The sequence below is a fragment of the Arthrobacter sp. TmT3-37 genome (assembly GCF_054510835.1).
On record NZ_JBTNDU010000002.1, the window covers coordinates 156788 to 175149 of the forward strand.

18 protein-coding genes are annotated in these 18362 nt (G+C 69.6%); 9 read left to right on the top strand and 9 right to left on the bottom strand.

From position 1 onward, the window contains the following. Positions 1 to 27: 27 nt before the first annotated feature. Both ACX80U_RS03565 and ACX80U_RS03570 read right to left on the bottom strand, forming a co-directional pair. The gene (locus ACX80U_RS03565) at positions 28 to 333 is read right to left on the bottom strand and encodes a helix-turn-helix domain-containing protein (protein WP_208739544.1); all 306 of its coding nucleotides are present in this window, start codon (positions 331 to 333) and stop codon (positions 28 to 30) included. Continuing rightward, positions 330 to 1856 (bottom strand): APC family permease, encoded by a 1527-nt coding sequence (locus ACX80U_RS03570; protein ID WP_459267435.1) that lies wholly within the window; start codon positions 1854 to 1856, stop codon positions 330 to 332. The genes ACX80U_RS03565 and ACX80U_RS03570 overlap by 4 nt, the downstream gene beginning before the upstream one ends. 192 nt (positions 1857 to 2048) lie before the next feature. On the opposite strand from ACX80U_RS03570, the gene ACX80U_RS03575 reads away from it, so the two are divergent. The 3 genes from ACX80U_RS03575 to ACX80U_RS03585 all read left to right on the top strand — a co-directional run bounded on the left by ACX80U_RS03575 (position 2049) and on the right by ACX80U_RS03585 (position 6453). Next, complete coding sequence (locus tag ACX80U_RS03575; RefSeq protein WP_459267436.1) at positions 2049 to 3509, top strand: APC family permease; 1461 nt, start codon at positions 2049 to 2051, stop codon at positions 3507 to 3509. An 89-nt stretch (positions 3510 to 3598) separates the two neighbouring features. Next, the gene (locus ACX80U_RS03580; RefSeq protein WP_459267437.1) at positions 3599 to 5593 is read left to right on the top strand and encodes a primary-amine oxidase; all 1995 of its coding nucleotides are present in this window, start codon (positions 3599 to 3601) and stop codon (positions 5591 to 5593) included. Between the two features lie 194 nt (positions 5594 to 5787). Next, a complete protein-coding gene (locus ACX80U_RS03585; RefSeq protein WP_459267438.1) occupies positions 5788 to 6453 on the top strand; it encodes a DUF5134 domain-containing protein in 666 nt (221 codons plus the stop codon). Positions 6454 to 6564: 111 nt separating this feature from the next. On the opposite strand, the gene ACX80U_RS03590 is transcribed toward ACX80U_RS03585, so the two are convergent. Next, positions 6565 to 7110 (bottom strand): heme-degrading domain-containing protein, encoded by a 546-nt coding sequence (locus tag ACX80U_RS03590; protein WP_459267439.1) that lies wholly within the window; start codon positions 7108 to 7110, stop codon positions 6565 to 6567. 56 nt (positions 7111 to 7166) lie between these two features. Between ACX80U_RS03590 and ACX80U_RS03595 the strand changes: the two genes are divergently transcribed. Next, the gene (locus tag ACX80U_RS03595; protein ID WP_459267440.1) at positions 7167 to 8147 is read left to right on the top strand and encodes a GntP family permease; all 981 of its coding nucleotides are present in this window, start codon (positions 7167 to 7169) and stop codon (positions 8145 to 8147) included. Positions 8148 to 8310: 163 nt separating this feature from the next. Here the strand turns inward: ACX80U_RS03595 and ACX80U_RS03600 are convergent, their stop codons facing one another. From ACX80U_RS03600 to ACX80U_RS03625, 6 genes are all read right to left on the bottom strand, one after another. Then, positions 8311 to 9030 (bottom strand): mycothiol-dependent nitroreductase Rv2466c family protein, encoded by a 720-nt coding sequence (locus ACX80U_RS03600; RefSeq protein ID WP_459267441.1) that lies wholly within the window; start codon positions 9028 to 9030, stop codon positions 8311 to 8313. Between the two features lie 38 nt (positions 9031 to 9068). Then, the gene (locus ACX80U_RS03605; protein WP_459267442.1) at positions 9069 to 10028 is read right to left on the bottom strand and encodes a zinc metalloprotease; all 960 of its coding nucleotides are present in this window, start codon (positions 10026 to 10028) and stop codon (positions 9069 to 9071) included. Positions 10029 to 10263: 235 nt separating this feature from the next. Then, positions 10264 to 11178 carry a pullulanase X25 domain-containing protein gene (locus ACX80U_RS03610; protein WP_459267443.1) on the bottom strand — a complete coding sequence of 305 codons (915 nt, stop codon included), beginning with the start codon at positions 11176 to 11178 and terminating at the stop codon, positions 10264 to 10266. A 489-nt stretch (positions 11179 to 11667) separates the two neighbouring features. Then, complete coding sequence (locus ACX80U_RS03615; protein ID WP_459267444.1) at positions 11668 to 12774, bottom strand: SDR family oxidoreductase; 1107 nt, start codon at positions 12772 to 12774, stop codon at positions 11668 to 11670. 230 nt (positions 12775 to 13004) lie between these two features. After that, positions 13005 to 13328, bottom strand: a complete 324-nt coding sequence (locus ACX80U_RS03620) for an NIPSNAP family protein (RefSeq protein ID WP_208740033.1) — start codon at positions 13326 to 13328, stop codon at positions 13005 to 13007. Positions 13329 to 13476: 148 nt separating this feature from the next. Next, entirely contained in the window at positions 13477 to 14274 is a 798-nt protein-coding gene (locus tag ACX80U_RS03625) for a nitrilase-related carbon-nitrogen hydrolase (protein WP_459267445.1), read from the bottom strand. Between the two features lie 135 nt (positions 14275 to 14409). Between ACX80U_RS03625 and ACX80U_RS03630 the strand changes: the two genes are divergently transcribed. The 5 genes from ACX80U_RS03630 (at position 14410) to ACX80U_RS03650 (ending at position 18288) form a co-directional block, all read left to right on the top strand. Then, positions 14410 to 14583, top strand: a complete 174-nt coding sequence (locus ACX80U_RS03630) for a hypothetical protein (protein WP_208740031.1) — start codon at positions 14410 to 14412, stop codon at positions 14581 to 14583. After that, the gene (locus ACX80U_RS03635) at positions 14580 to 16040 is read left to right on the top strand and encodes a purine-cytosine permease family protein (RefSeq protein ID WP_459267446.1); all 1461 of its coding nucleotides are present in this window, start codon (positions 14580 to 14582) and stop codon (positions 16038 to 16040) included. The genes ACX80U_RS03630 and ACX80U_RS03635 overlap by 4 nt, the downstream gene beginning before the upstream one ends. Beyond that, complete coding sequence (locus ACX80U_RS03640) at positions 16037 to 17134, top strand: zinc-binding dehydrogenase (protein WP_459267447.1); 1098 nt, start codon at positions 16037 to 16039, stop codon at positions 17132 to 17134. The genes ACX80U_RS03635 and ACX80U_RS03640 overlap by 4 nt, the downstream gene beginning before the upstream one ends. 186 nt (positions 17135 to 17320) lie before the next feature. Then, positions 17321 to 17938 carry a TetR/AcrR family transcriptional regulator gene (locus ACX80U_RS03645; RefSeq protein WP_459267448.1) on the top strand — a complete coding sequence of 206 codons (618 nt, stop codon included), beginning with the start codon at positions 17321 to 17323 and terminating at the stop codon, positions 17936 to 17938. A 110-nt stretch (positions 17939 to 18048) separates the two neighbouring features. Next, complete coding sequence (locus ACX80U_RS03650; RefSeq protein ID WP_459267449.1) at positions 18049 to 18288, top strand: hypothetical protein; 240 nt, start codon at positions 18049 to 18051, stop codon at positions 18286 to 18288. Positions 18289 to 18362 lie beyond the last annotated feature (74 nt).

Consider the following 18362-nt stretch of genomic DNA (forward strand, 5'->3'; position numbering starts at 1 on the left):
GGAGGGCGGGGGCGCCAGTGGTGCCCGTCATATTCGGTCACGCGGCGATCCGGGACGGCTTCCCCCGACGCCCGACAGCTGCACCAGGAGTTCTACCTTGCGGCCGAGCGCGAAGCCGCTGAGGTCCGGCAGCCGCACCAGGTACTCGTCCTCGACCAGCAGGTTCAGGAGCCGGTAGGTGGTGGCCTTCGGCAGCCCGAGGTTGCGGCTCACCTCCAGCCCCGTGACCCCGGGTCCGCACCGCGCAACCTCCTCGAGCACCGCGAGGGCGCTCCGCACCGCTTTGGGCTGGCGGGCCCGCAGGCCGACGTCGTCGGGCCGGTCCGTGGTCATGGGGCATCGCCCGCGGCAGTGTTCCGACCACCTCCGAGCACGGCGTCCTGCGTGGGCACGTCGTAGAGCCCGAGAACGGGGTCCGCCGACCGGTGACGGCGGTGCCACAGGAACCAGAGCAGCGCGGTGGCCAGCAGGATGCAGAAGATCCAGCCGCTCGCGCTACGGCCCGCACCCGCGAGGGTGATCCGATAGGCGACGAGTGCACCCGCGAGGGCCACCGAGGTGAGCCCGGCCGCGAGCGCCGGCCGGAGGGTCAGCTCGCCGATGCGCCGCAGGAAGACCGGCGCTGCACAGCACGCCAGCAGATAAGCGGTGACGTAGGCGGTGGCTGCGGTGCCGAGGAGCTTGTTCATCGCCTCGCCCGTTCCGAGGCCGAGCAGGATCAGCATCGCCGGAACGACCGTCACCACGGGCATGGCAGCCAGGACGGCGTGGACGGGCGTCCGGAACCGGAGGTGGGCGTGCCCGAGCCAGGCGGGCAGGACATCCTCCCGGCCCATGGTCAGCAGCACCCGGGCCAGTGCGGTGGCGCACGCGAGCGTGCACGCGAAGAAGGACAGCGCGGCGCCGGCGTCGAGCAGGGGGATCAGCCACGGGAGGCCTGCAGCCCGCATCGCGGGACCGAAGACCTGCGACCCGTCGTCGTCCAGCGGGAGCACGGATTGCAGCAGGACCCGTTGGGCCAGGGCTGCCACGACGTACAGCACACCCCCGCCGGCGGCACTCCAGAGCAGCACTCGGGGAATGGTCCGCAGCGGCCTGCGCGTCTCGGCACCCAGGACGGTGGCGCTCTCGAAGCCCACGAAGGCCATCAGGGCCAGGACGGCGCCCGTCGCCAGGCCGCTGAAGCCCGGGTCCGGCACGGCGGCCCGGACGTCGACGTCGGGCAGGGCCTCGCGTGGGACCGCGAGGAACACGAGGACGATCGGCACCACGAGGACCACGAGCGCCGCTCCTTCGGCCATGAGCATGGCGAGGGAGGACAGGCGGAGACCCCGGATGAGCAGCCACGTGCAGGTCCCGCCGACCGCGAGGATGACGCCGGCCATCACCGGATCGGCGAACTGCGGCCGGCCGAACGACGCGATGAGGTCCGAGGCGTGCAGTGCGAAGCCGATCAGCGCGAACATCGCGATGCAGGCGTAACCGATGATCAGCGAGCAGCCCGTCGCGAGGGCTACCAGGGGTCGCCACGTGCCCGTGCTGCCCAGGGCCTGGGCCACGTAGCTGTACAGCGAGCCGGCAGCTCCCATGCGCCGCGCGTACTGGCCGAGCGTGTAGCCGATCAGCAGGACCAGGACCGTCGCGCAGAGGATCGACGTAACCGCGTGGCGGCCTGCGGCGGCGGTGACCATCGCGGGCATGGTCACGGCCGCGGCAACCGGTGCCATCGCTGAGACCGATTGCGCGAGGGCGTCCACGGGGCCGAGGCTCCGCCGGGCCAGGCCGTGGAGCGGAGAGATGTCCGCCAGCCCGGTCACGCGAGGAGGGCTGGCGACGGCGTCCTGCAGTGGCTTCATGATCTGCCTTTCCCCCGCGAACAGTAGGTGCGCCGTGTTGCCCTGATGTTTCACGACGCCTGTATGACGCAGCAGGCCCGACGACGTCGCAGGTGGGGCTCCGGGCACGCCGCACGGGAGTCTCATTTGGAACGACGGCAGCTTTTACCGGGCGATGATCGGGCGGAAACGGTCCGTTGGAAGCATCGCTGCATGGCTATCTCCCCCACAGGCACGGCGTCCGCATCCGCCGTCGGCTCCCAGCGCCTCACCGGCACCCTGGGCGCCGGATCCATCGTGTTCATGGTCGTCGCGGCGGCATCGCCGCTGACCGTCATCGGCGGCGCCGCGCCGCTCGGAATCCTGCTGGGCAACGGGCCGGGGTATCCCAGCATGTACGCCGTCGCAGGGCTCATCCTCCTCCTGTTCTCCGTGGGCCTGAGCGCGATGAGCCGGGTGGTACCGAGGCCCGGGGCGTTCTTCACCTACGTGGGCTACGGGCTCGGCAGGAAGCAGGGTCTGGGAGCGGCGTTCCTCGCCCTCCTCACCTACACGACCATCCAGGTCGCGGTGTACGGCTACCTCGGCTTCAGCCTGAACCTCGCACTGACCAACCTCGGACTGCCGGAGCTGCCGTGGTGGCTCTACGCGCTCGCCATGATCGCGTTCGTCGGCGTCCTCGGCTACCGGCACATCGAACTGAGCTCGAAGGTGCTCGGTGTCCTGCTGGTCGCCGAGATCGGCATCGTCCTGGTGCTCGCAGCGGTCGTCGTGGCCACCGGCGGCGCGGAGGGCCTCTCCGCGGCTCCCTTCACGCCGGTCAACATCTTCTCGGGCGCACCGGGCGTGGGCCTCATGATGGCGATCGCCGGATTCATCGGCTTCGAGGCCACCGCGATCTTCCGCGACGAGGCCAAGGACCCCGAGAAGACCATCCCGCGCGCCACCTATGCCGCCGTCCTCCTCATCGGCCTGTTCTACACGTTCGGTGGCTGGGCCCTGGTCATGGCCTGGGGTCCGTCCCAGGTGGTGCAGGCCGCAGCGGAGGATCCGGGAGCGATGATCGTGGTCACCGCCGCCAACTACCTCGGCAGCGCGGGCGCCATCGCCATCAACGTGCTGCTCCTGACGAGCCTGTTCGCCTGCGTGCTGTCCTTCCACAACGTCATCACCCGCTACCAGCACTCGATGGCCGCCGCCGGCACCATGCCCCAGCTCCTGGCCGACGTGCACCCCCGTCACCTCTCGCCCCACAAGTCGTCGCTCGCGCAGACGATCACCGCCACCGTCCTCATCGTGGCGTTCGCCCTGCTGCGCATGGATCCCGTGCTGCAGGTCTTCACCTGGCTCTCGGGCATCGCCACCCTCGCGATCGTGGTGCTCATGGCCCAGACATGCCTGGCGGTCGTGGCCTACTTCGGCCGCCACTCCGAGCTCACCGGGGGTCCCTGGCGGACACGGATCGCACCGGTCCTGGCCCTGGTTGGCCTCCTCGCCGCAGGCGCCGTGATCGTCGCGTACTTCCCGATGCTCGTGGGCGGCGGTTGGGGCCTGAGCCTGGCCCTGATGGCCACCATCCCGCTCACCATGGCGGCCGGCCTGCTGCGCGGCCGCTACCTCGAACGCCAGGACGGCGCCGCCTACGCACGCATCACGGACGCCATCGCCGGCTAGGACCGGATGACGGCGCGACCCGCCACGCCCACGGCGCAGCCCGCACACCCACCGACCCTCCTGTTATCCCACCGTTAGGACCCGAAGACATGACAGTTGTAGATGACACCACCGCACCGGCTCCCGTCGCGACGGACGCCCTCGGGCGCGTCGACGTCCTGGCCGGACTCGACGGCGCCGAGATCACGAGGGTCCAGGCCCTCGTCCACGCGGCGGGCGGTACCGACGCGGACACCCGCTTCGTCTACGTGGGACTCGTCGAACCCGCGAAGTCCGAGGTGCTCGCCTACGAGGACGGCGCCGGACCCCTGCCCGAGCGCATCGCCCGCGTGATGCTGCTGAACCTGGGCAGCGGAGAGGCACGTGACCTGCGTGTCTCCCTGACGTCCGACGTCGTCCTCCGGACCACGATCGTGGACGGATCGACCGGCCAGCTGCCGATCCTGGAAGCCGAGTTCGAGATCATCGACCCGATCCTGCAGGCCGACACAGCGTGGCGCGACGCCATCGAGGCCCGCGGACTCGACCCGATGAAGGTCATCTCGGCCCCGCTCTCACCCGGCTACTACGAGAACGAGGGGGAGAGCGGGCACCGGATCATCCGCTGCTTCGGCTTCTACCGCGAGAACGTGGAGGACAACATCTGGGCCCGCCCCATCGACGGCCTCTGCGCCTACGTCGACCCGATCGCCCGGACCGTGCTCGACGTCGTCGACTACAAGACGTTCGACCTGCCACCCGAGGTCGGGAACTTCCACCTGGCGGACTACCGCGGCCCCGAGCTCACCACCCTGAAGCCGATCGAGATCACGCAGCCCGAGGGCCCGTCCTTCAGCGTGGACGGCTCGAGGATCGAGTGGGCCAGCTGGAAGCTCGGCGTGAGCTTCGATGCCCGCGAAGGGCTCATCCTGCGCCAGCTGAGCTTCCAGGACCAGGACGTGGACCGCCCGGTGATGTACCGCGGGTCGATCGCGGAGATGGTGGTCCCCTACGCCGATCCGTCGCCCACGCGCTACTGGCAGAACTACTTCGACACCGGGGAGTACCTGTTCGGCCGTTTCGCGAACGAACTGCAGCTGGGCTGCGACTGCCTCGGCGAGATCCACTACTTCGACGCGACCATCGCCGACGAGTCGGGGAGCCCCAAGACCATCAAGAACGCGATCTGCATGCACGAGGAGGACTACGGCACCCTCTGGAAGCACAACGACCTGTTCACCGGATCCTCCGACGTCCGCCGCCAGCGCCGGCTCGTCATCAGCTTCTTCACCACCGTGGGCAACTACGACTACGGCTTCTACTGGTACCTCTACCTCGACGGCACCATCGAGTGCGAGGCCAAGCTGACCGGGATCCTCTTCCCGTCCGCCTACCCCGGCGGCGACTATCCCTACGCCTCCGAGGTGGCCCCCGGGGTCGGTGCGCCGTACCACCAGCACCTGTTCTCCGCGCGTCTGGACATGACGGTCGACGGCGTGAACAACACCGTGGTGGAGGTCGACGCGCAGCGCCTTCCGATGGGACCCGGAAACCCGTACGGTAACGCCCTCACCAACAAGGCCACGCCCATCACGTCCGAGGCCGACGGCGGCCGCATCGCCGATGCGAGTGTCGGCCGGACCTGGCACATCACCAATCCCGGGAAGAAGAACCGGCTGGGGAAGCCCACCGGGTACGTGCTCTACCCGGAGCAGACGCCCACGCTCCTCGCCGATCCTGCCGCAGGCATCACGTCCCGTGCCACGTACACCACCAAGCACCTCTGGGTCTCCGCCTACGACCAGGAGGAGCGCTATCCGGCGGGGGACCTCGTGAACCAGAACCCGGGCGGGGACGGCCTGCCCCGGTACATGGCCGCGGACCGGAACCTGGAGAACACCGACGTCGTGCTGTGGCACACCTTCGGGCTCACCCACTTCCCGCGACCGGAGGACTGGCCCGTCATGCCCGTGGACTACGCCAAATTCACCCTGAAGCCGCACGGCTTCTTCGGCGGCAACCCGGTGCTCAACGTCCCGGCCGGCACCAGTGGTCACTGCGCCATGGGCACGGATGACGGTGGCACCACCGGGTCCTGCCACTGACGCGGCTCGCCTGACCCGGTTCGCCTGGTCCGGTTCGCCTGGTCCGGTTCGCCTGATCCGGCTTGCTTGATTCGGCTCGCCTGGGGCATTCCGTCCACCGCGCCGGGCCGGTCGCGATCCCCATCCGCCGTCGTCCCCGTCCGCCGTCCCCATCCGGCCGCCCCTTCGTCCGCCGTCCCCACAGGAGCAGTCCGATGAACACCTCGCTCAGCGCGATCATGCTGCTGTCAGCAGCAGCGGGATTCGCCGTCTGCGCGAGGGGACTGGTTCCCCGGGGGCGGCGTCGGCTTGCCGGAGCCCTAGCTGGGCCGGTCGGCGGGGCGACCACGGGAATCCGCGACGGATGGTCGCCCGGGAAACCATCCGTCGTCGGGCGTACCCCAGCAAGCGCCGTCGTCGGCATGGCCGTCATGCTCGTCGCCATGGCGGATATGGCCTTCGACCCCGTGTACCTGCTGCCCGGCGTCGTCTGGGGTGTGGTGCTGCTGCTGGCCGGGCCCCTCCTGCTGGTGGGCGGCCGCAGTTCGGCCGGGCCGGCGCACTGCGGTTTCGGCATGCACCGCTCGCTGTCCATGATCGCGATGGCTGCCCTGACGATCACCGGAGGGCACGGGGACGGCGCAGGCCCCGGTGTTACCGCCGATCCCGGGCACGCGCACGGTGGCCCGACCCTCCTGCCGGTCCTGCTGGCCGCGGGCGTCGCAGCCCTCCTCGCCTACACCGTGGTGCTGGTCGTGGCACACCGTCGTACACATCGGGACGATGCACGAGGGGGCTCAAGGTTCCTGCCGAGAGCAGGCGTCGAATCCTGCCTGGCAGCCGTTAGCGTTGCTTCGATGGCGGCGTCGATGGTCGCGTGAGCGGGTAACCGGAATTTGGCGTCGCACGTGAGCGCGAAGCCGCTGAGGTCCGGCAGCCGCACGAGGTACCCGTCCTCGAGGAGCAGGTCCAGGAGCCGGTAGGTGCCGCGGTTACAAGCCGTCGGCGGCGTGGAAGGTGCGCAGCGCCTCGACCACGAGCTTGTGGTCCTCCAGCTGCGGCAGGCCGGACACCGTCACGGTGGCCACAGGACCCACACCCCTGATGTACAGCGGGAAGGAACCGCCGTGGGCGGCGTGGGTCGACGTGTCGAACATCGGGTTGTCCTCGGCGCGGCCGCCGTTGCGCCGGGCACGCAGGCCGACGAGCAGGGACGGCACGTGGTAGCGGGCTGCCGTGCGGCTCTTCGCATCGAGCCAGTAGTCGTTGTCGGGGGTGGCGCCGTCGAGCGCGGCCCGGAACAGGATGTGGTTCGGCTTGCAGATACTGACCGCGATCGGCAGGTTGCGACCCACGCCCAGCTGGACGAGCAGCTGCCCGAGCGCCACGGCGTCGTCGTTCGTGAAGCGCGTGAACTGGAGTTCGGCGACCTCGGTCTCGATCTTCGCGATGAGCGCCTCGAGCGCTTCGGCAGGCTGGTCGTTCCCGCTGTCGGGATCGAACGGGCGGAGGACTGTCGAGGCAGCATCATTGCTCATTGGATAAATCTACGTGTTCCATCCCGTAGGACGGAATGTAGCTCGGTGTGTAGCGAATGATTTCCGGACGTACCATCACCGGGCGTGGAGACCGTAGCTGGCGTCGCACCTCGGGTATCCGGCCGGTCTACGGCAGGGCCACGGTAGGGGCGCCGGGGCGAAGCGGCACCGCACTCGCCGAGGGGACCGCCGTCGGAGACGCCCCGAGCACCGCAGGGCGCGACGGCGGTCCGGGCACCACCGAGCACGACGACGACGGCGTCCGACCGTCGATCGGGGACGACGACATCCCCGCGGACCACGTCGACCTCGGCACACCGCCCGAGGGAGCGAAGCCTCACAGGGTCGGGGCGTTCGTCGCGTCGCTGCCGCTGCTCGTACCGCTGCTGCTCATCATCCTGAACATCGTCAGCGGTGCGATCGACCAGAGCAACCAGGGCGTCGTCGGTACCGGTGAGTACGAGCCGTCCGCATGGGCCGTGCCACTCGCGTTCGTGGGCAACCCTGTAGTGGCCCTGGTCATCGGTGTGATCCTCGCCGTCTACACCCTGTTGCCCCGGTGGACTCCGCGCACCAAGGTGCAGGGCTGGTTCGCGGACGCGGCGGCGTCGGCGGGCCTCATCCTGCTGATCACCGGAGCGGGCGGCGCACTCGGCCAGGTACTCCGAAGCTCGGGCGTCGGGGACGCGCTCGCGGAGGCCATCGCGGCAACGCCCCTGCCGGCGTTCCTCGTCCCGTTCCTGATCGCGACACTCGTACGCATCGCCCAGGGTTCGGGGACGGTCGCCATGATCACCGCGGCCTCCGTGACCGCGCCGCTGGTCGGCTCGCTCGGCATCGACCCGATCGTCGCGGCGATGGCCTGCACGGCCGGATCCATGGTGTTCAGCTACTTCAACGACTCCTACTTCTGGGTGGTCACGCGATTCGCCGGGCTGGAGGGGACCGCGGCGCTGCGTGGCTGGTCGGGTATCACGACGGCGGTGTGGGCCGGGTCCATCCCGCTGCTGTTCATCGCCAACGCAGTCCTGGGCTGAGGCCAACGTATGGCAGGGGGCCGTCGCTGCAGGTGCGGTGGCGGCCTCCCGTCGTCTGGTGCTGCGAGATGTCGCGGCGCCGGACGTCGGTGCCGGGGCGTGTCCTGCCCGGGCGCCACTCGGGGCTCGTCCTCGTCCCGGCGGTGCCGCCCATCCGCAGCACCTATTTCTTGGTGCGTCGGCTCCCGCCGTGCCAGTCCTCCTGCAGGCCGGCTTCGCCGTCGTCCACCCCGAAGCTGCGCAGCTGCGGACGTTCCCGCAGGCTCCGCTTGAGTTCGGCGAACCCGGGGAAGCGTGCCAGCCCCACGACGTGGTCCCACAGCTCCACGGCCTCGTCCGGTCCCGGCAGGCGGCTGATGACGGGGCCGAAGAACGCGACGCCGTCCGGCGGGTCGAAGTGGATGATCGGGGTGCCGACGTCCTTGCCCGTCAGCGACAGCGCTTCATCGGTCTCGGCCTGGAGGGCGGCGTCGCGCGAGCTGTCCTCCAGGGCGTCGGCGAGTGCCGCGGGCAGTCCGACCTCGGCGAGGATGGGCAGCAGGAACTCGGCGGTACCCCGGTGGCCGCCGTCGGAGTCGTCCTTGCGCGTGTCGAAGATGTGGGTGCCGAGCCGCTCGTACAGGCGGCCGACGGCGTCGGGCCCGTACTCCTCGCGGGTGCGCGCGGCGACGCGGAGCAGGCGGAGCCCCGCGCTGTGGCCGGCTTCGTAGCCGGCGGGGAAGTGGGTGTCGTAGTCGACCGAGCTGTTGAGCAGGCGCAGCGAGATGAAGCGCCACTCCACGGCGTAGGCGCGTTGCTGCGCCACCGCTCGCACCCACTTGCTGGTCATCCACGCGAACGGGCACACGGGGTCGAAGTAGAACCTGATGTCGGGGGAGGTCATGGTTTCACGCTAGGGACCGCACGGCGGAGGGGTCAAGGCTACAGTTCGGGCACGCAGGGTCCGGTGCCGAGGAGTGCGAGGCCGGCGCGGTCACCCTCACCGAACGAGATCGAGCCGACGTTCTTCTCGTACAGGAGCTCGTTGGGATCGTCGACGTGGTCAAGGCCGACGACGTGCGCGAGTTCGTGCATGATGATCGCCTTCAGGTAGGCGCGGCCGCCCGGGTAGAGGAGGGTGTCGGCGGCATCGGGGGCGTCGAGCTGCACCTGTCCGCCCACGTACACGAGCGGGTGCCCCGGCGTCTGCGCGTAGTCGCTGCCACCGAGTCCGGCGACATCGCCCGCGAGACCCGGCACCTCTGCAGCGCTCGACCACGTGACCAGCACCGGCACCCAGGTCTTCCCGTAAAGCTCCGGCTGGTACAGGTCGCGTTCGTCCGAGGGCGCCTCCGTGGTGATGCCGTCGTCGACGAACTGCAGTCCCGTCGCGGCGGAGACCTCGGCGACGGCCTCCTGGATCAGGCCCTCCGATCCCGCCGGCGCGTTGTCGGGCCGGACCACGTAGTGCACGGGCCGGCAGGGATCGTAGGCCACCCATTCCTGGTCCTCCACGGGCGACTCGAAGAGCTTGTACGCCGTCGACGCCGGGGCGGGCGGCGGCATGCCGAGCGGGACGTCGTTGGCCTCGACGCCGCGCGGCGGCACATCTGCGCCGGGCAGGTACGGGAGGGCGGCGGGCAGCACGAAGCGGTCGAACAACGACGGCGTCAGGTACAGGAACGCGACGAGTGCCAGCACACCGGCGGTCCCGAGCCGCAGCCGGACGGCTGATCTGCTCCGCCTGCGTCTCGTCCTCGCCGGCGCGGCACGCCAGGGCGGGGGAGCGGACGGGCGTCCGACGGCTTCGTCGAGCGCCCACTGCGGGACCCTTCCCGACGGCGACCGCCGCACGCCGTCTGCCGTGGTCCGCCGCTCGTGGTCCGCCGCTCGTGGTACCACTCGCGATCCATCGCCCCCATGCGCCCTGCTCTTCCCCCTGCGGATGTTCCTCATCCATCCTGCTGCACGAGCGGAGGCGGGTTGCCCGGTTCGGGTGGTCCTTGGGCAATGCTGCGCGAAGGCTGATGTCGGGTGGGATTCAGGCGCAGCTACGGGCGGGATCAGGCCGGGAACGACGACGGCCCCGCCCGGTGCCGGGGAGCGGCAGCAGGCGGGGCCGGAAGGAGGTCGAGGGCTACGAGGTCTCGATGTCCTTGGTGTCGTAGTCGAAGCGGAACGTCACGGTGGTGTCCGAGAGCAGGTGCAGCTCGTGGTTCTCGCCGTCGCGCACGCCGAACCGGCCGTAGTTCTCGTCCCACGAGCCGTTGACGAGGATCTTGAACTGGTAGTTGCCGGCAGGGAGCTGGAGGGACAGCTTCCAGGTGTTCTCCGTCGGCTCCCAGGCGAACTGCAGTTCACGGAGGTCCGTGCTCCAGTGGCCGGCCTCACCGAACAGCGGGTCGAAGTCGCCGGAGAGGGCGACCGACTGCGGCTGGTCCTGCCACGCCTCGTCGGCGGGGGTGTCGGTCGGCGCGTGCTCGGGCGCGGTGTCGGTCACCTCGAGGGTCACCGGAACCTCCGGGGGAGTGGGATCCTCGGCGGCAGGGGACTCGACCAGCTTCGCCATCGACTCGTCCGGGTCGGAATCGCCCGCCGGCGCGGCCTGCGCCTCCTCGCCGAGCTGTTCGGGCGCCTGCGGCGCGTGGGCGGGTGCTTCGGAAGCCCGCTCGGGCACGGGCGCGCCGCTGAGCATGGCGTTCGCGAACTGGTCAGCGTCGCTGAACACCTCGACGGCGCGGACGCCCTCGTCGGTCGCGGTCCAGCCGCTGCGGCCCTTGACGAGCCAGCCGGCCTTCACGAGCTTGGAGGTCGCGGTCGTCAACGCCTTGTAGCCGCGGGGTACGCCGCCGGCGAGGAGCTCGGCTTCCTTCTCGTCGAAGGGGACCTCGGCCACGGCCTGGGACATCAGCTCGCTGGGCGCGACGATCGTCCCTGACTTCTGGCGGTCGGCCAGCAGGGCGAGGGTGGTGCGGAGTCGGACGTTGGTGCTGTTCCGGGGGGCGATGGCGGTCTCCTTCGTGGACGTCGGACGGCGTTCGCCGTCCATCATGATCGAGCTATCAGGGACTTGGGAAGTATTCTCCGGGACACGGATTCCTACCCAGGCGGGGTTTCACAGTGCTAGGGCTGCGGACGACAGCACCCTGATTTTATCGGAGGGCACGCCGTTCCGGTGCCAGGCTTCGCCGCATGACGAAGCTGGAACCGGGGCGGATCAGCGGGCGGATCGGCGGTCACGACCGGAAGGGTGCTCGCGGTAGCAGCAGCTGCCGCGGCGGCACGCGCGGTGCACACGCAGCCGCGATCACAAACTTCTTCATGGCTGTCTCCCCATTTCACCGACGGCTGCCCGTCGTGGCCACCCCGCGAAGACGGTTCCCTGCAACAGTAGGAGAGGTGGAGGGAATCCATTCTGGAGCCGGATACCCGTTTCTCCTCACCCATTACCTGTTCGCGCATGATCCGGACGGGAACGTCCGGGGTGACGTCTCTCGCCGGACTTCTTCGGAACCACCTGCCGCGGTCCGACCCGGGTCCGTCACACGATCGGCGGGATGACGTTGTCGGCAGCCAGTTCGTCGAAGAGCTCGAGGAACCTGTCCTCGGTGTCGAGGCAGTCGGCGAACCCGTGCTGCCGGGCCTTGATGGTGGACGTGACGTTGTCGAACTCCGAGCGGAAGAGGAAGTCGCCGAAGGACCAGCCGGCCAGGTCCTCGTAGGGGGTCGGGACGAGGCCGTATTTCGTCACCATCCGCTGCCAGAGGTCCTGGTGCTGGGGCATCGCCTCGGCGAGCGGGACGGGCTGCGGCTCGGCATAGTCCATCCGGAAGTGGCGGGCGAACACCGGCCACAGGTGGCGCCACCGGATCTGGTCCCCGTTCGTGATGTTGTAGACCTCCCCGCCTGCGCGTGGTTCCGTGCCTGCCCAGACCGTGGCGCGGGCCAGCAGGGACGCGTCGGTCACCTGGTAGAGCGCGTCGTAGGCGGCGTGCGTACCCGGGAAGCGCAACGGCTGGCCCAGCTCGCGGCAGATGCTCGCGTAGACGGCGATGACCATGAGGATGTTCATCGGATTGCCGACCGCGTAGCCCACCACACCTTCCGGGCGCAGCATCGTGGCCTGGAAGCCGTGCCTCGCCGCGGCCGCGCGGAGGATGTCCTCCTGGTCGTAGTAGAAGTTGGGCTGGATCAGCCGCGGATCGCGTTCCTTCGCGGGGGTGTTGAAGTATCCGAGGTGCGCTCCGTATGCCTTACCGCCCTGATAGAGGGTGACATGGCGAAGAGGCGCACCGGCGTCCTCGAGGCCCTGCAGGGCATGGGTCAGCAGGGCGGAGTTGACCTCGATCTGTTCCTCGGTCGTGGGCCGCTCGATGTAGGCGCCGAACACCAGGTGGGTGGTGTCGCGGGCGCCGTCCAGCCCGGTGCGGGCCGCTTCCCGGTCGAGCAGGTCCACGGGCAGGTGCTCCCACCGCGCTCCGGTGACAGGCCGGCGGCTCAGCCCGCGAACCGGCGTCCCGCGACGAAGGTATTCGTCCGCCACATGCCGGCCGATGACCCCGCCGGCGCCGGCAACCAGGACGACCTGCGGCTCCTTGCCTGCCCCTGGAGGCGCTGCAGGGGTCGGTTCTCTGCCGTCATCGGTCACACTGGGCTCCTGGCGCGTCGGGGATCGGTGCCGAGGTCAGCGACTGGCTGAGCCCGGCCTTTGTGGTCGACGTCAACGATAGCCAGAGGCGGTCGTTCAGTGGAGCGTGCAGCGCCACCTGGAGGAGGAGTGTCGTCCGCGGGGATGGTGGTGTATCGGACTCGTCAGAACGGGCGGTGCTCCCGACGGTCCATGCGTCCGTGGCGAGGAAGGACAGAGTGCGACGGCGGCTACTGCGCTCCGGCGATCGGGTGGAGGTCCGTCGCGTCGAGCATCAGAGACTCGATGCTCGCCGTCAGGGCGCCGTCCGCCTCGGAGGCCGCCTTCGCATCGATCCACCGCTGGTCTGCGCCGAACGCCGCCCAGTTCGCCTTCGGATCGCCCTCGTGGCGCAGCAGGTAGACCAGGACATCCGGGACCCCGACCGGCGTCCAGTAGCCGAGGCTCGTCATGTTGTGTTCGACGAAGAGGTCGATGGTGCTGTCCCGGAAACGTGCCATCAGGGCGTCCAGCTTGCCGGGGGTTGCGGTGTAGGTGCGCAGTTCGTAGGTCATGGTTCTCCTTGTGCTGGCGACGGCGGTTGTCGGTTCCAGCCTAGGCGTGCGGGCCGCATCATCGTCCGCAGGTGTGCTGCTGTACCGGTCCGACCAGGCAGTCCCCGGGCGCCGACGCTCATCCTCTGACGGGGAGCCAGGCGGAGAGCTACGCGAAGAGCTCCGGACGCCGGCAGGTCATGTAGGTGTTGAGCTCCCGGGCGCGGAGCACCTCCGCGTGGTCGACCTCGGCGACCAGCAGTTCCTCCCCGTCGGCCGCGAGCCCGAGGAACGTCCCGTACGGGCTCGCGATGCTGCTCAGCCCGGTGAAGTCGGGCGCGGTGTGGTTGGCATAGGCGATGTAGACGCCGTTCTCGAGGGCGCGGGCGGGCACCAGCAGGGTCGAGATGCGCTCCGCGTTGTAGGTGTGCTCCGGTGCGCGGTTCCCGACGTCGCCCGTCGCCGGCACCGCCGTCGGGATGAGGAGCAGGTCCGCGCCCCGCTGCGCCGCACTGCGCGCGAACTCCGGGAACTCGATGTCGTAGCAGATGCCGAGTGCCACGGTCAGGCCCAGGAGGGGAACCAGCTCCGGAAGGTCGTTCCCCGGCAGGAAGACCGATTGCTCCTCCGGTCCGAACAGGTGCGACTTCCGGTACCGGGTCAGCTCCGTGCCCCGGCTGTCGAACAGTGAGGCGCTGATGTGCCGCCCGGTGGGCGTGGCCTCGACGGTGGATGCGACGAGCACGATGCCGTGGCGCCGGGCGATGCCCGCGAGTTCGGCACGGATGCCCTGCCCGTCCGAGTCGGCCACGCGTGCGGGCGCGTAGCCCGTGGCGAACAGCTCCGGGCTCACCAGGATGTCGGCGCCCAGCTCGGCGACGCGAGCCGCATACGTGTCGAGCCGGCGGAGGTTCTCGTCGACCGCGCCGACCACCCCCGCCGCCTGGAGTACCGCCAATCCGGCCATGCCTATCCCTCCCCGAACGGCTCTGCCACCGTCTTCCCGTGCTGACAGGGCCAACGTAAACCCGTTGACAGAGCCCATGCTAGGCCCAATCATTGACCCAAACCGAATGACATTCGATTAGCGGAGGCGGAAACCATGGATGCAGCAGACAGCGCGACAGCAGAAGCGTTGCAACGGAGATTGACGGAGATCTCGGCGCACGAGCAGGGCGATTCCTCGCGTGCCGCCCTCTCGGGTCGGGACCTCGGCCTGTTCACCCTGGTGACCCTCGGGATCACCGTGCTGGGTTTCCTGGTGCTGGCGCTGTGAGCGGGAACAAGCAGGGCAACGCCACCCCCGCCGTCGGCGAGACCAGCGGATCGCTCGGTTCACTGCCGCTGCTCCGCACCGAACGGATCTGGAACGGCGCCGACTTCACCGGCGTCAACATCAGCCTCGCCATCGCCACCTGGGCGTTCCTCGTCGGGGGCTCGACGGCGCTGCTCGTCGGCTTCCAGCAGGGCATCGCCGCCATGGTGATCGGCAACGCCATCGGACTCGGGTTCATGATCCTCGCCAGCGTCGTCGCCAGCCAGCGCTACGGCGTCGAGCAGTACACCATCCTCCGGCCCGTCTTCGGACTGGTCGGCGTGGGCATCCTCGTCTTCACCGTCATCCTGATCACCGAGATGGGCTGGTCGTCACTGCTGGCGATCATGGTCGGCAGGGCGGTCACGCAGGTGTCCAATTCGACGTTCGGCACCGACTTCGGGCCGGAAAGCCTCATGGTGACGTTCTTCGCGCTCGTCGCGATCGCCGTCTCCTGGTGGATCCTTTCCCGCGGACCCGTCACCATCGGGCGGTTCAACAAGTTCATCGCCCCGGGCCTGATCATCGTGACCGTCTTCCTGATGGTCTTCCTCGTGATCAACACCTCCTGGGACACGCTGCTCAGCGCCGCGCCGCTCGCCCCGTTCGAGGACGACCGCCTCAACTTCGCGCTCGCCGTCGAGTTCAATGCCGGTGTGGGCGTCTCCTGGTACCCGGTCATGGGGTCACTCGCCCGGCTGACGAAGACACCGCGGGCCGCCCTCTGGCCCTCGTACGGCGGGCTGCTCGGCGCCACCCTGATCGCGCAGATCGTCGGCATGGCCGCCGCCCTGACCCTCGGGGACTCGGACCCGACCGTCTGGATGCTGCCCTTCGGCGGCCCGATCCTCGGCGCCTTCATCCTGCTGTTCATCGCCTTCGCCAACATCACCAGCACGTCCTCCATCGTCTACTCGACGGTGCTGGCGATCCGGCAGGCCAGCGGCAACCTGCTCTCGCGGGTCCGGTGGGCCTGGCTCTGCGCGGGGTTCTTCGTGCTGCCGGCCATCCTCGCGTTCTTCCCGGGCTTCATGTACCTGCGGTTCATGACGTTCGTGACCCTCAGCGGCGCCTTCCTCGCTCCGATGTGCGGAGCGATCATCGCCGACTACTTCCTGCTGCGCCGCCAGCGCGTGGCACTCGAGGAGCTGTACCGGCACCGGGGGGAGAGCGCCTACCACTTCTCCGGGGGGATCAACTGGGCCGGACTCGGCGCCGTCGCTGCCGGGGCCGTCTTCTACCTCGTGATCTACAACCCGGTCACGCTCACCACCCAGCCCGTCTTCAGCTACATCACGGCATCCTTCCCCTCCGCCGTCGTCGGGGCGATCGTGTACTACGTGCTCGCCCGGGTGCTCTACGTCCGCCGCGGCGTCGGCGGCTATGCCCCGGCGGAGAAGGCCGGGAGGAACGCATGAGCCGCCCCGCACAGGCCGCGGTCCACCGCAGCGGTTCCCGGGACCTCGAACTGACCACGGTCGACGTCGCCGATCCCGGCCCGGGCACCGTCCTCGTCCGGATGGGCGCCTCGGGTGTCTGCGGATCCGACCGCCACGTGCTCGACGGCGACTGGACGCTGCCCTCACCCACGGTCATGGGCCATGAGGGCGCCGGTACCGTCGAGGCGATCGGCGACGGCGTCACCGACGTCGCGGTGGGGGACCACGTCATCCTGTCCTGGTTCTACCCCTGCCGGCGCTGCACCGCCTGCCTCTCCGGCAAGTCGTACGTATGCACGGGCAGCCGGTCCGAGGAATGCCTGCTGCCCGACGGCAGCACCCCGCTCTCGCTCGACGGCGACCGCGTCTTCCCGTACCTGACCGTCGGGTCGATGAGCCAGTACGCCGTCGTGCCCGAGGCCGGTGCCATCCGCATCTCCCGTGAGGTCCCGTTCGACGTCGCGAGCCTCATCGGCTGCTCGGTCGCGACGGGGTTCGGAGCCGTCGTGAATGACGCCGGCGTCGAGGCGGGCACGTCCGCCGTCGTCGTCGGCACCGGCGGTGTGGGGCTCTCGATCATCATGGCCCTGCGACTCGTCGGCGCGAACCCGATCATCGCGGTGGACCTGAGCGAGGAGAAGCTCGCCGCGGCAAGGGACTTCGGCGCCACTCATACCCTCACGCCGTCCGCGGGGCTCGCTGAGGAGATCCAGGGCCTGACCGGGGGAGGCGCGGCCTATGCCTTCGAGGCGATCGGGCGGGTCCAGACCATCGAGTCCCTTCCCTCCCTCATCGCGCCCGGCGGCAAGGCCGTCATCGTGGGTCTGCCGCCCGAGGACAGCCCGGTCTCCATCGACGCGTTGCTGCTCGCCGAGAGCGGCAAGTCGCTCATCGGCTCCAACTACGGGTCCACCGTGCCGGGTCGGGACTTCCCGCGGCTCGCGGAGCTGTACCTCGCCGGTCGATTGCCCGTCGACCGGCTCATCTCGCACCGGATCGGCCTCCAGGAGGTCAACGAGGCCTTCGACGCGATGCGCAGGGGGGAGCGAGCCCGTAGCGTGATCGTGTTCTAGTCACTTGATGGCGACGGCCGGAGCGTTACGCGGGCACAGTCGTCAGCGGGCCGGAGCCTTCAGCAGGCACAGTCGTCAGCGGGCCGGAGCCGTCGGCGGGCACAGTCGTCGGCGGGCCGGAGCCGTCGGCGGGCACAGCCGTCGGTGGATACAGCAGTGCGGCGACGCCGCCGAGTCAGGGGGAACATGGGGCGGCCACGCCAGGCGATCCTGTCGCCGGAGAAGATCTATCGGGCGGCTCTTGAGCTGGTCGACGAGTTCGGGGACTTCACGCTGCCGGGACTCGCGAAGCGGCTCTCGGTCAGTCCGTCGTCGATCTACCACCATGTGCAGGGACGGCCGGAGATCATCAACGGGATCCGGTCCGTCATCGGAGCCGACGCCCTGGCAGCCGGGGACTTCTTCACGGCCGGCCCCGCGTGGCAGGACCGGGCCGCGGCATGGGCCCGCAGTTACCGCAGCGCGCTGGGCCAGCACGCGAAGTGCATCCCGCTGCTCGTGGGTGAGGCGGTGACGGACCGGGCGACGCTCGAGATCTACGAGCACCTCGCCGCACTGTTCGTCGAGCAGGGCTTCGCACCCGACGACGTGGTGGTGGCGGTGACCGTGCTCGACAGTTTCATGCTGGGCTCTGCCCTCGACGTGGCGGCGCCCGAGTCGGCCTGGCTCGCGGATGCCGAGGCCCAGCCCGCGCTCCACGGAGCGTTTGCGCGGGCATCCCTTGCAGGACCGCGCGCCGACATCAGCTTCGAGGTAGGGGTGACGGCGATCGTCGCGTACCTGCAGACGCTGGCCCGGGACTGAGGGCGCCGGCGATGCTCGCGCCGGCGGCTCGGAGATCCTGCCCAGCTGACAAGAACTTCTAGCGGGTCAGTGCAGCCTGGAACGTCGTAGTGTTCGCCTACTCTCTGGGTATGACGACGATCTCGAAGGGGTCCAGCCGGACGACGTCGTGTCCTCGATGCGGCCACGAGGCTTGGCCGATCGCCTACGGCATGGTCCCGCCCTCCGTGCAGGAGGAGAACCCCCGCGTGGTGTACGCGGGCTGCGTGATGAGCGAGGAATGGCGTCCCGATCCCGCTACCGGTGAGCCCCGGTACGGGACGCCCGAGTGGGAGTGCCAGAAGTCCGGGTGCCGTCACCGCTGGTGGTGAGGGAGCCTGCGGCGTAGATCGAGCGACGCCGGATCAGCGGCGCGTCTCGAGCGACGCGGGTCGCGTTACGCCCG

Bases quoted from the DNA above. Each gene is read 5' to 3' on its own strand.
- ACX80U_RS03570 (WP_459267435.1), bottom strand. From the start codon at position 1,856: ATGAAGCCACTGCAGGACGCCGTCGCCAGCCCTCCTCGCGTGACCGGG.
- ACX80U_RS03565 (WP_208739544.1), bottom strand. From the start codon at position 333: ATGACCACGGACCGGCCCGACGACGTCGGCCTGCGGGCCCGCCAGCCC.
- ACX80U_RS03600 (WP_459267441.1), bottom strand. From the start codon at position 9,030: ATGACCTCCCCCGACATCAGGTTCTACTTCGACCCCGTGTGCCCGTTC.
- ACX80U_RS03645 (WP_459267448.1), top strand. From the start codon at position 17,321: ATGGGGCGGCCACGCCAGGCGATCCTGTCGCCGGAGAAGATCTATCGG.
- ACX80U_RS03630 (WP_208740031.1), top strand. From the start codon at position 14,410: ATGGATGCAGCAGACAGCGCGACAGCAGAAGCGTTGCAACGGAGATTG.
- ACX80U_RS03610 (WP_459267443.1), bottom strand. From the start codon at position 11,178: ATGATGGACGGCGAACGCCGTCCGACGTCCACGAAGGAGACCGCCATC.
- ACX80U_RS03575 (WP_459267436.1), top strand. From the start codon at position 2,049: ATGGCTATCTCCCCCACAGGCACGGCGTCCGCATCCGCCGTCGGCTCC.
- ACX80U_RS03595 (WP_459267440.1), top strand. From the start codon at position 7,167: ATGATTTCCGGACGTACCATCACCGGGCGTGGAGACCGTAGCTGGCGT.
- ACX80U_RS03650 (WP_459267449.1), top strand. From the start codon at position 18,049: ATGACGACGATCTCGAAGGGGTCCAGCCGGACGACGTCGTGTCCTCGA.
- ACX80U_RS03625 (WP_459267445.1), bottom strand. From the start codon at position 14,274: ATGGCCGGATTGGCGGTACTCCAGGCGGCGGGGGTGGTCGGCGCGGTC.
- ACX80U_RS03640 (WP_459267447.1), top strand. From the start codon at position 16,037: ATGAGCCGCCCCGCACAGGCCGCGGTCCACCGCAGCGGTTCCCGGGAC.
- ACX80U_RS03590 (WP_459267439.1), bottom strand. From the start codon at position 7,110: ATGAGCAATGATGCTGCCTCGACAGTCCTCCGCCCGTTCGATCCCGAC.
- ACX80U_RS03585 (WP_459267438.1), top strand. From the start codon at position 5,788: ATGAACACCTCGCTCAGCGCGATCATGCTGCTGTCAGCAGCAGCGGGA.
- ACX80U_RS03620 (WP_208740033.1), bottom strand. From the start codon at position 13,328: ATGACCTACGAACTGCGCACCTACACCGCAACCCCCGGCAAGCTGGAC.
- ACX80U_RS03580 (WP_459267437.1), top strand. From the start codon at position 3,599: ATGACAGTTGTAGATGACACCACCGCACCGGCTCCCGTCGCGACGGAC.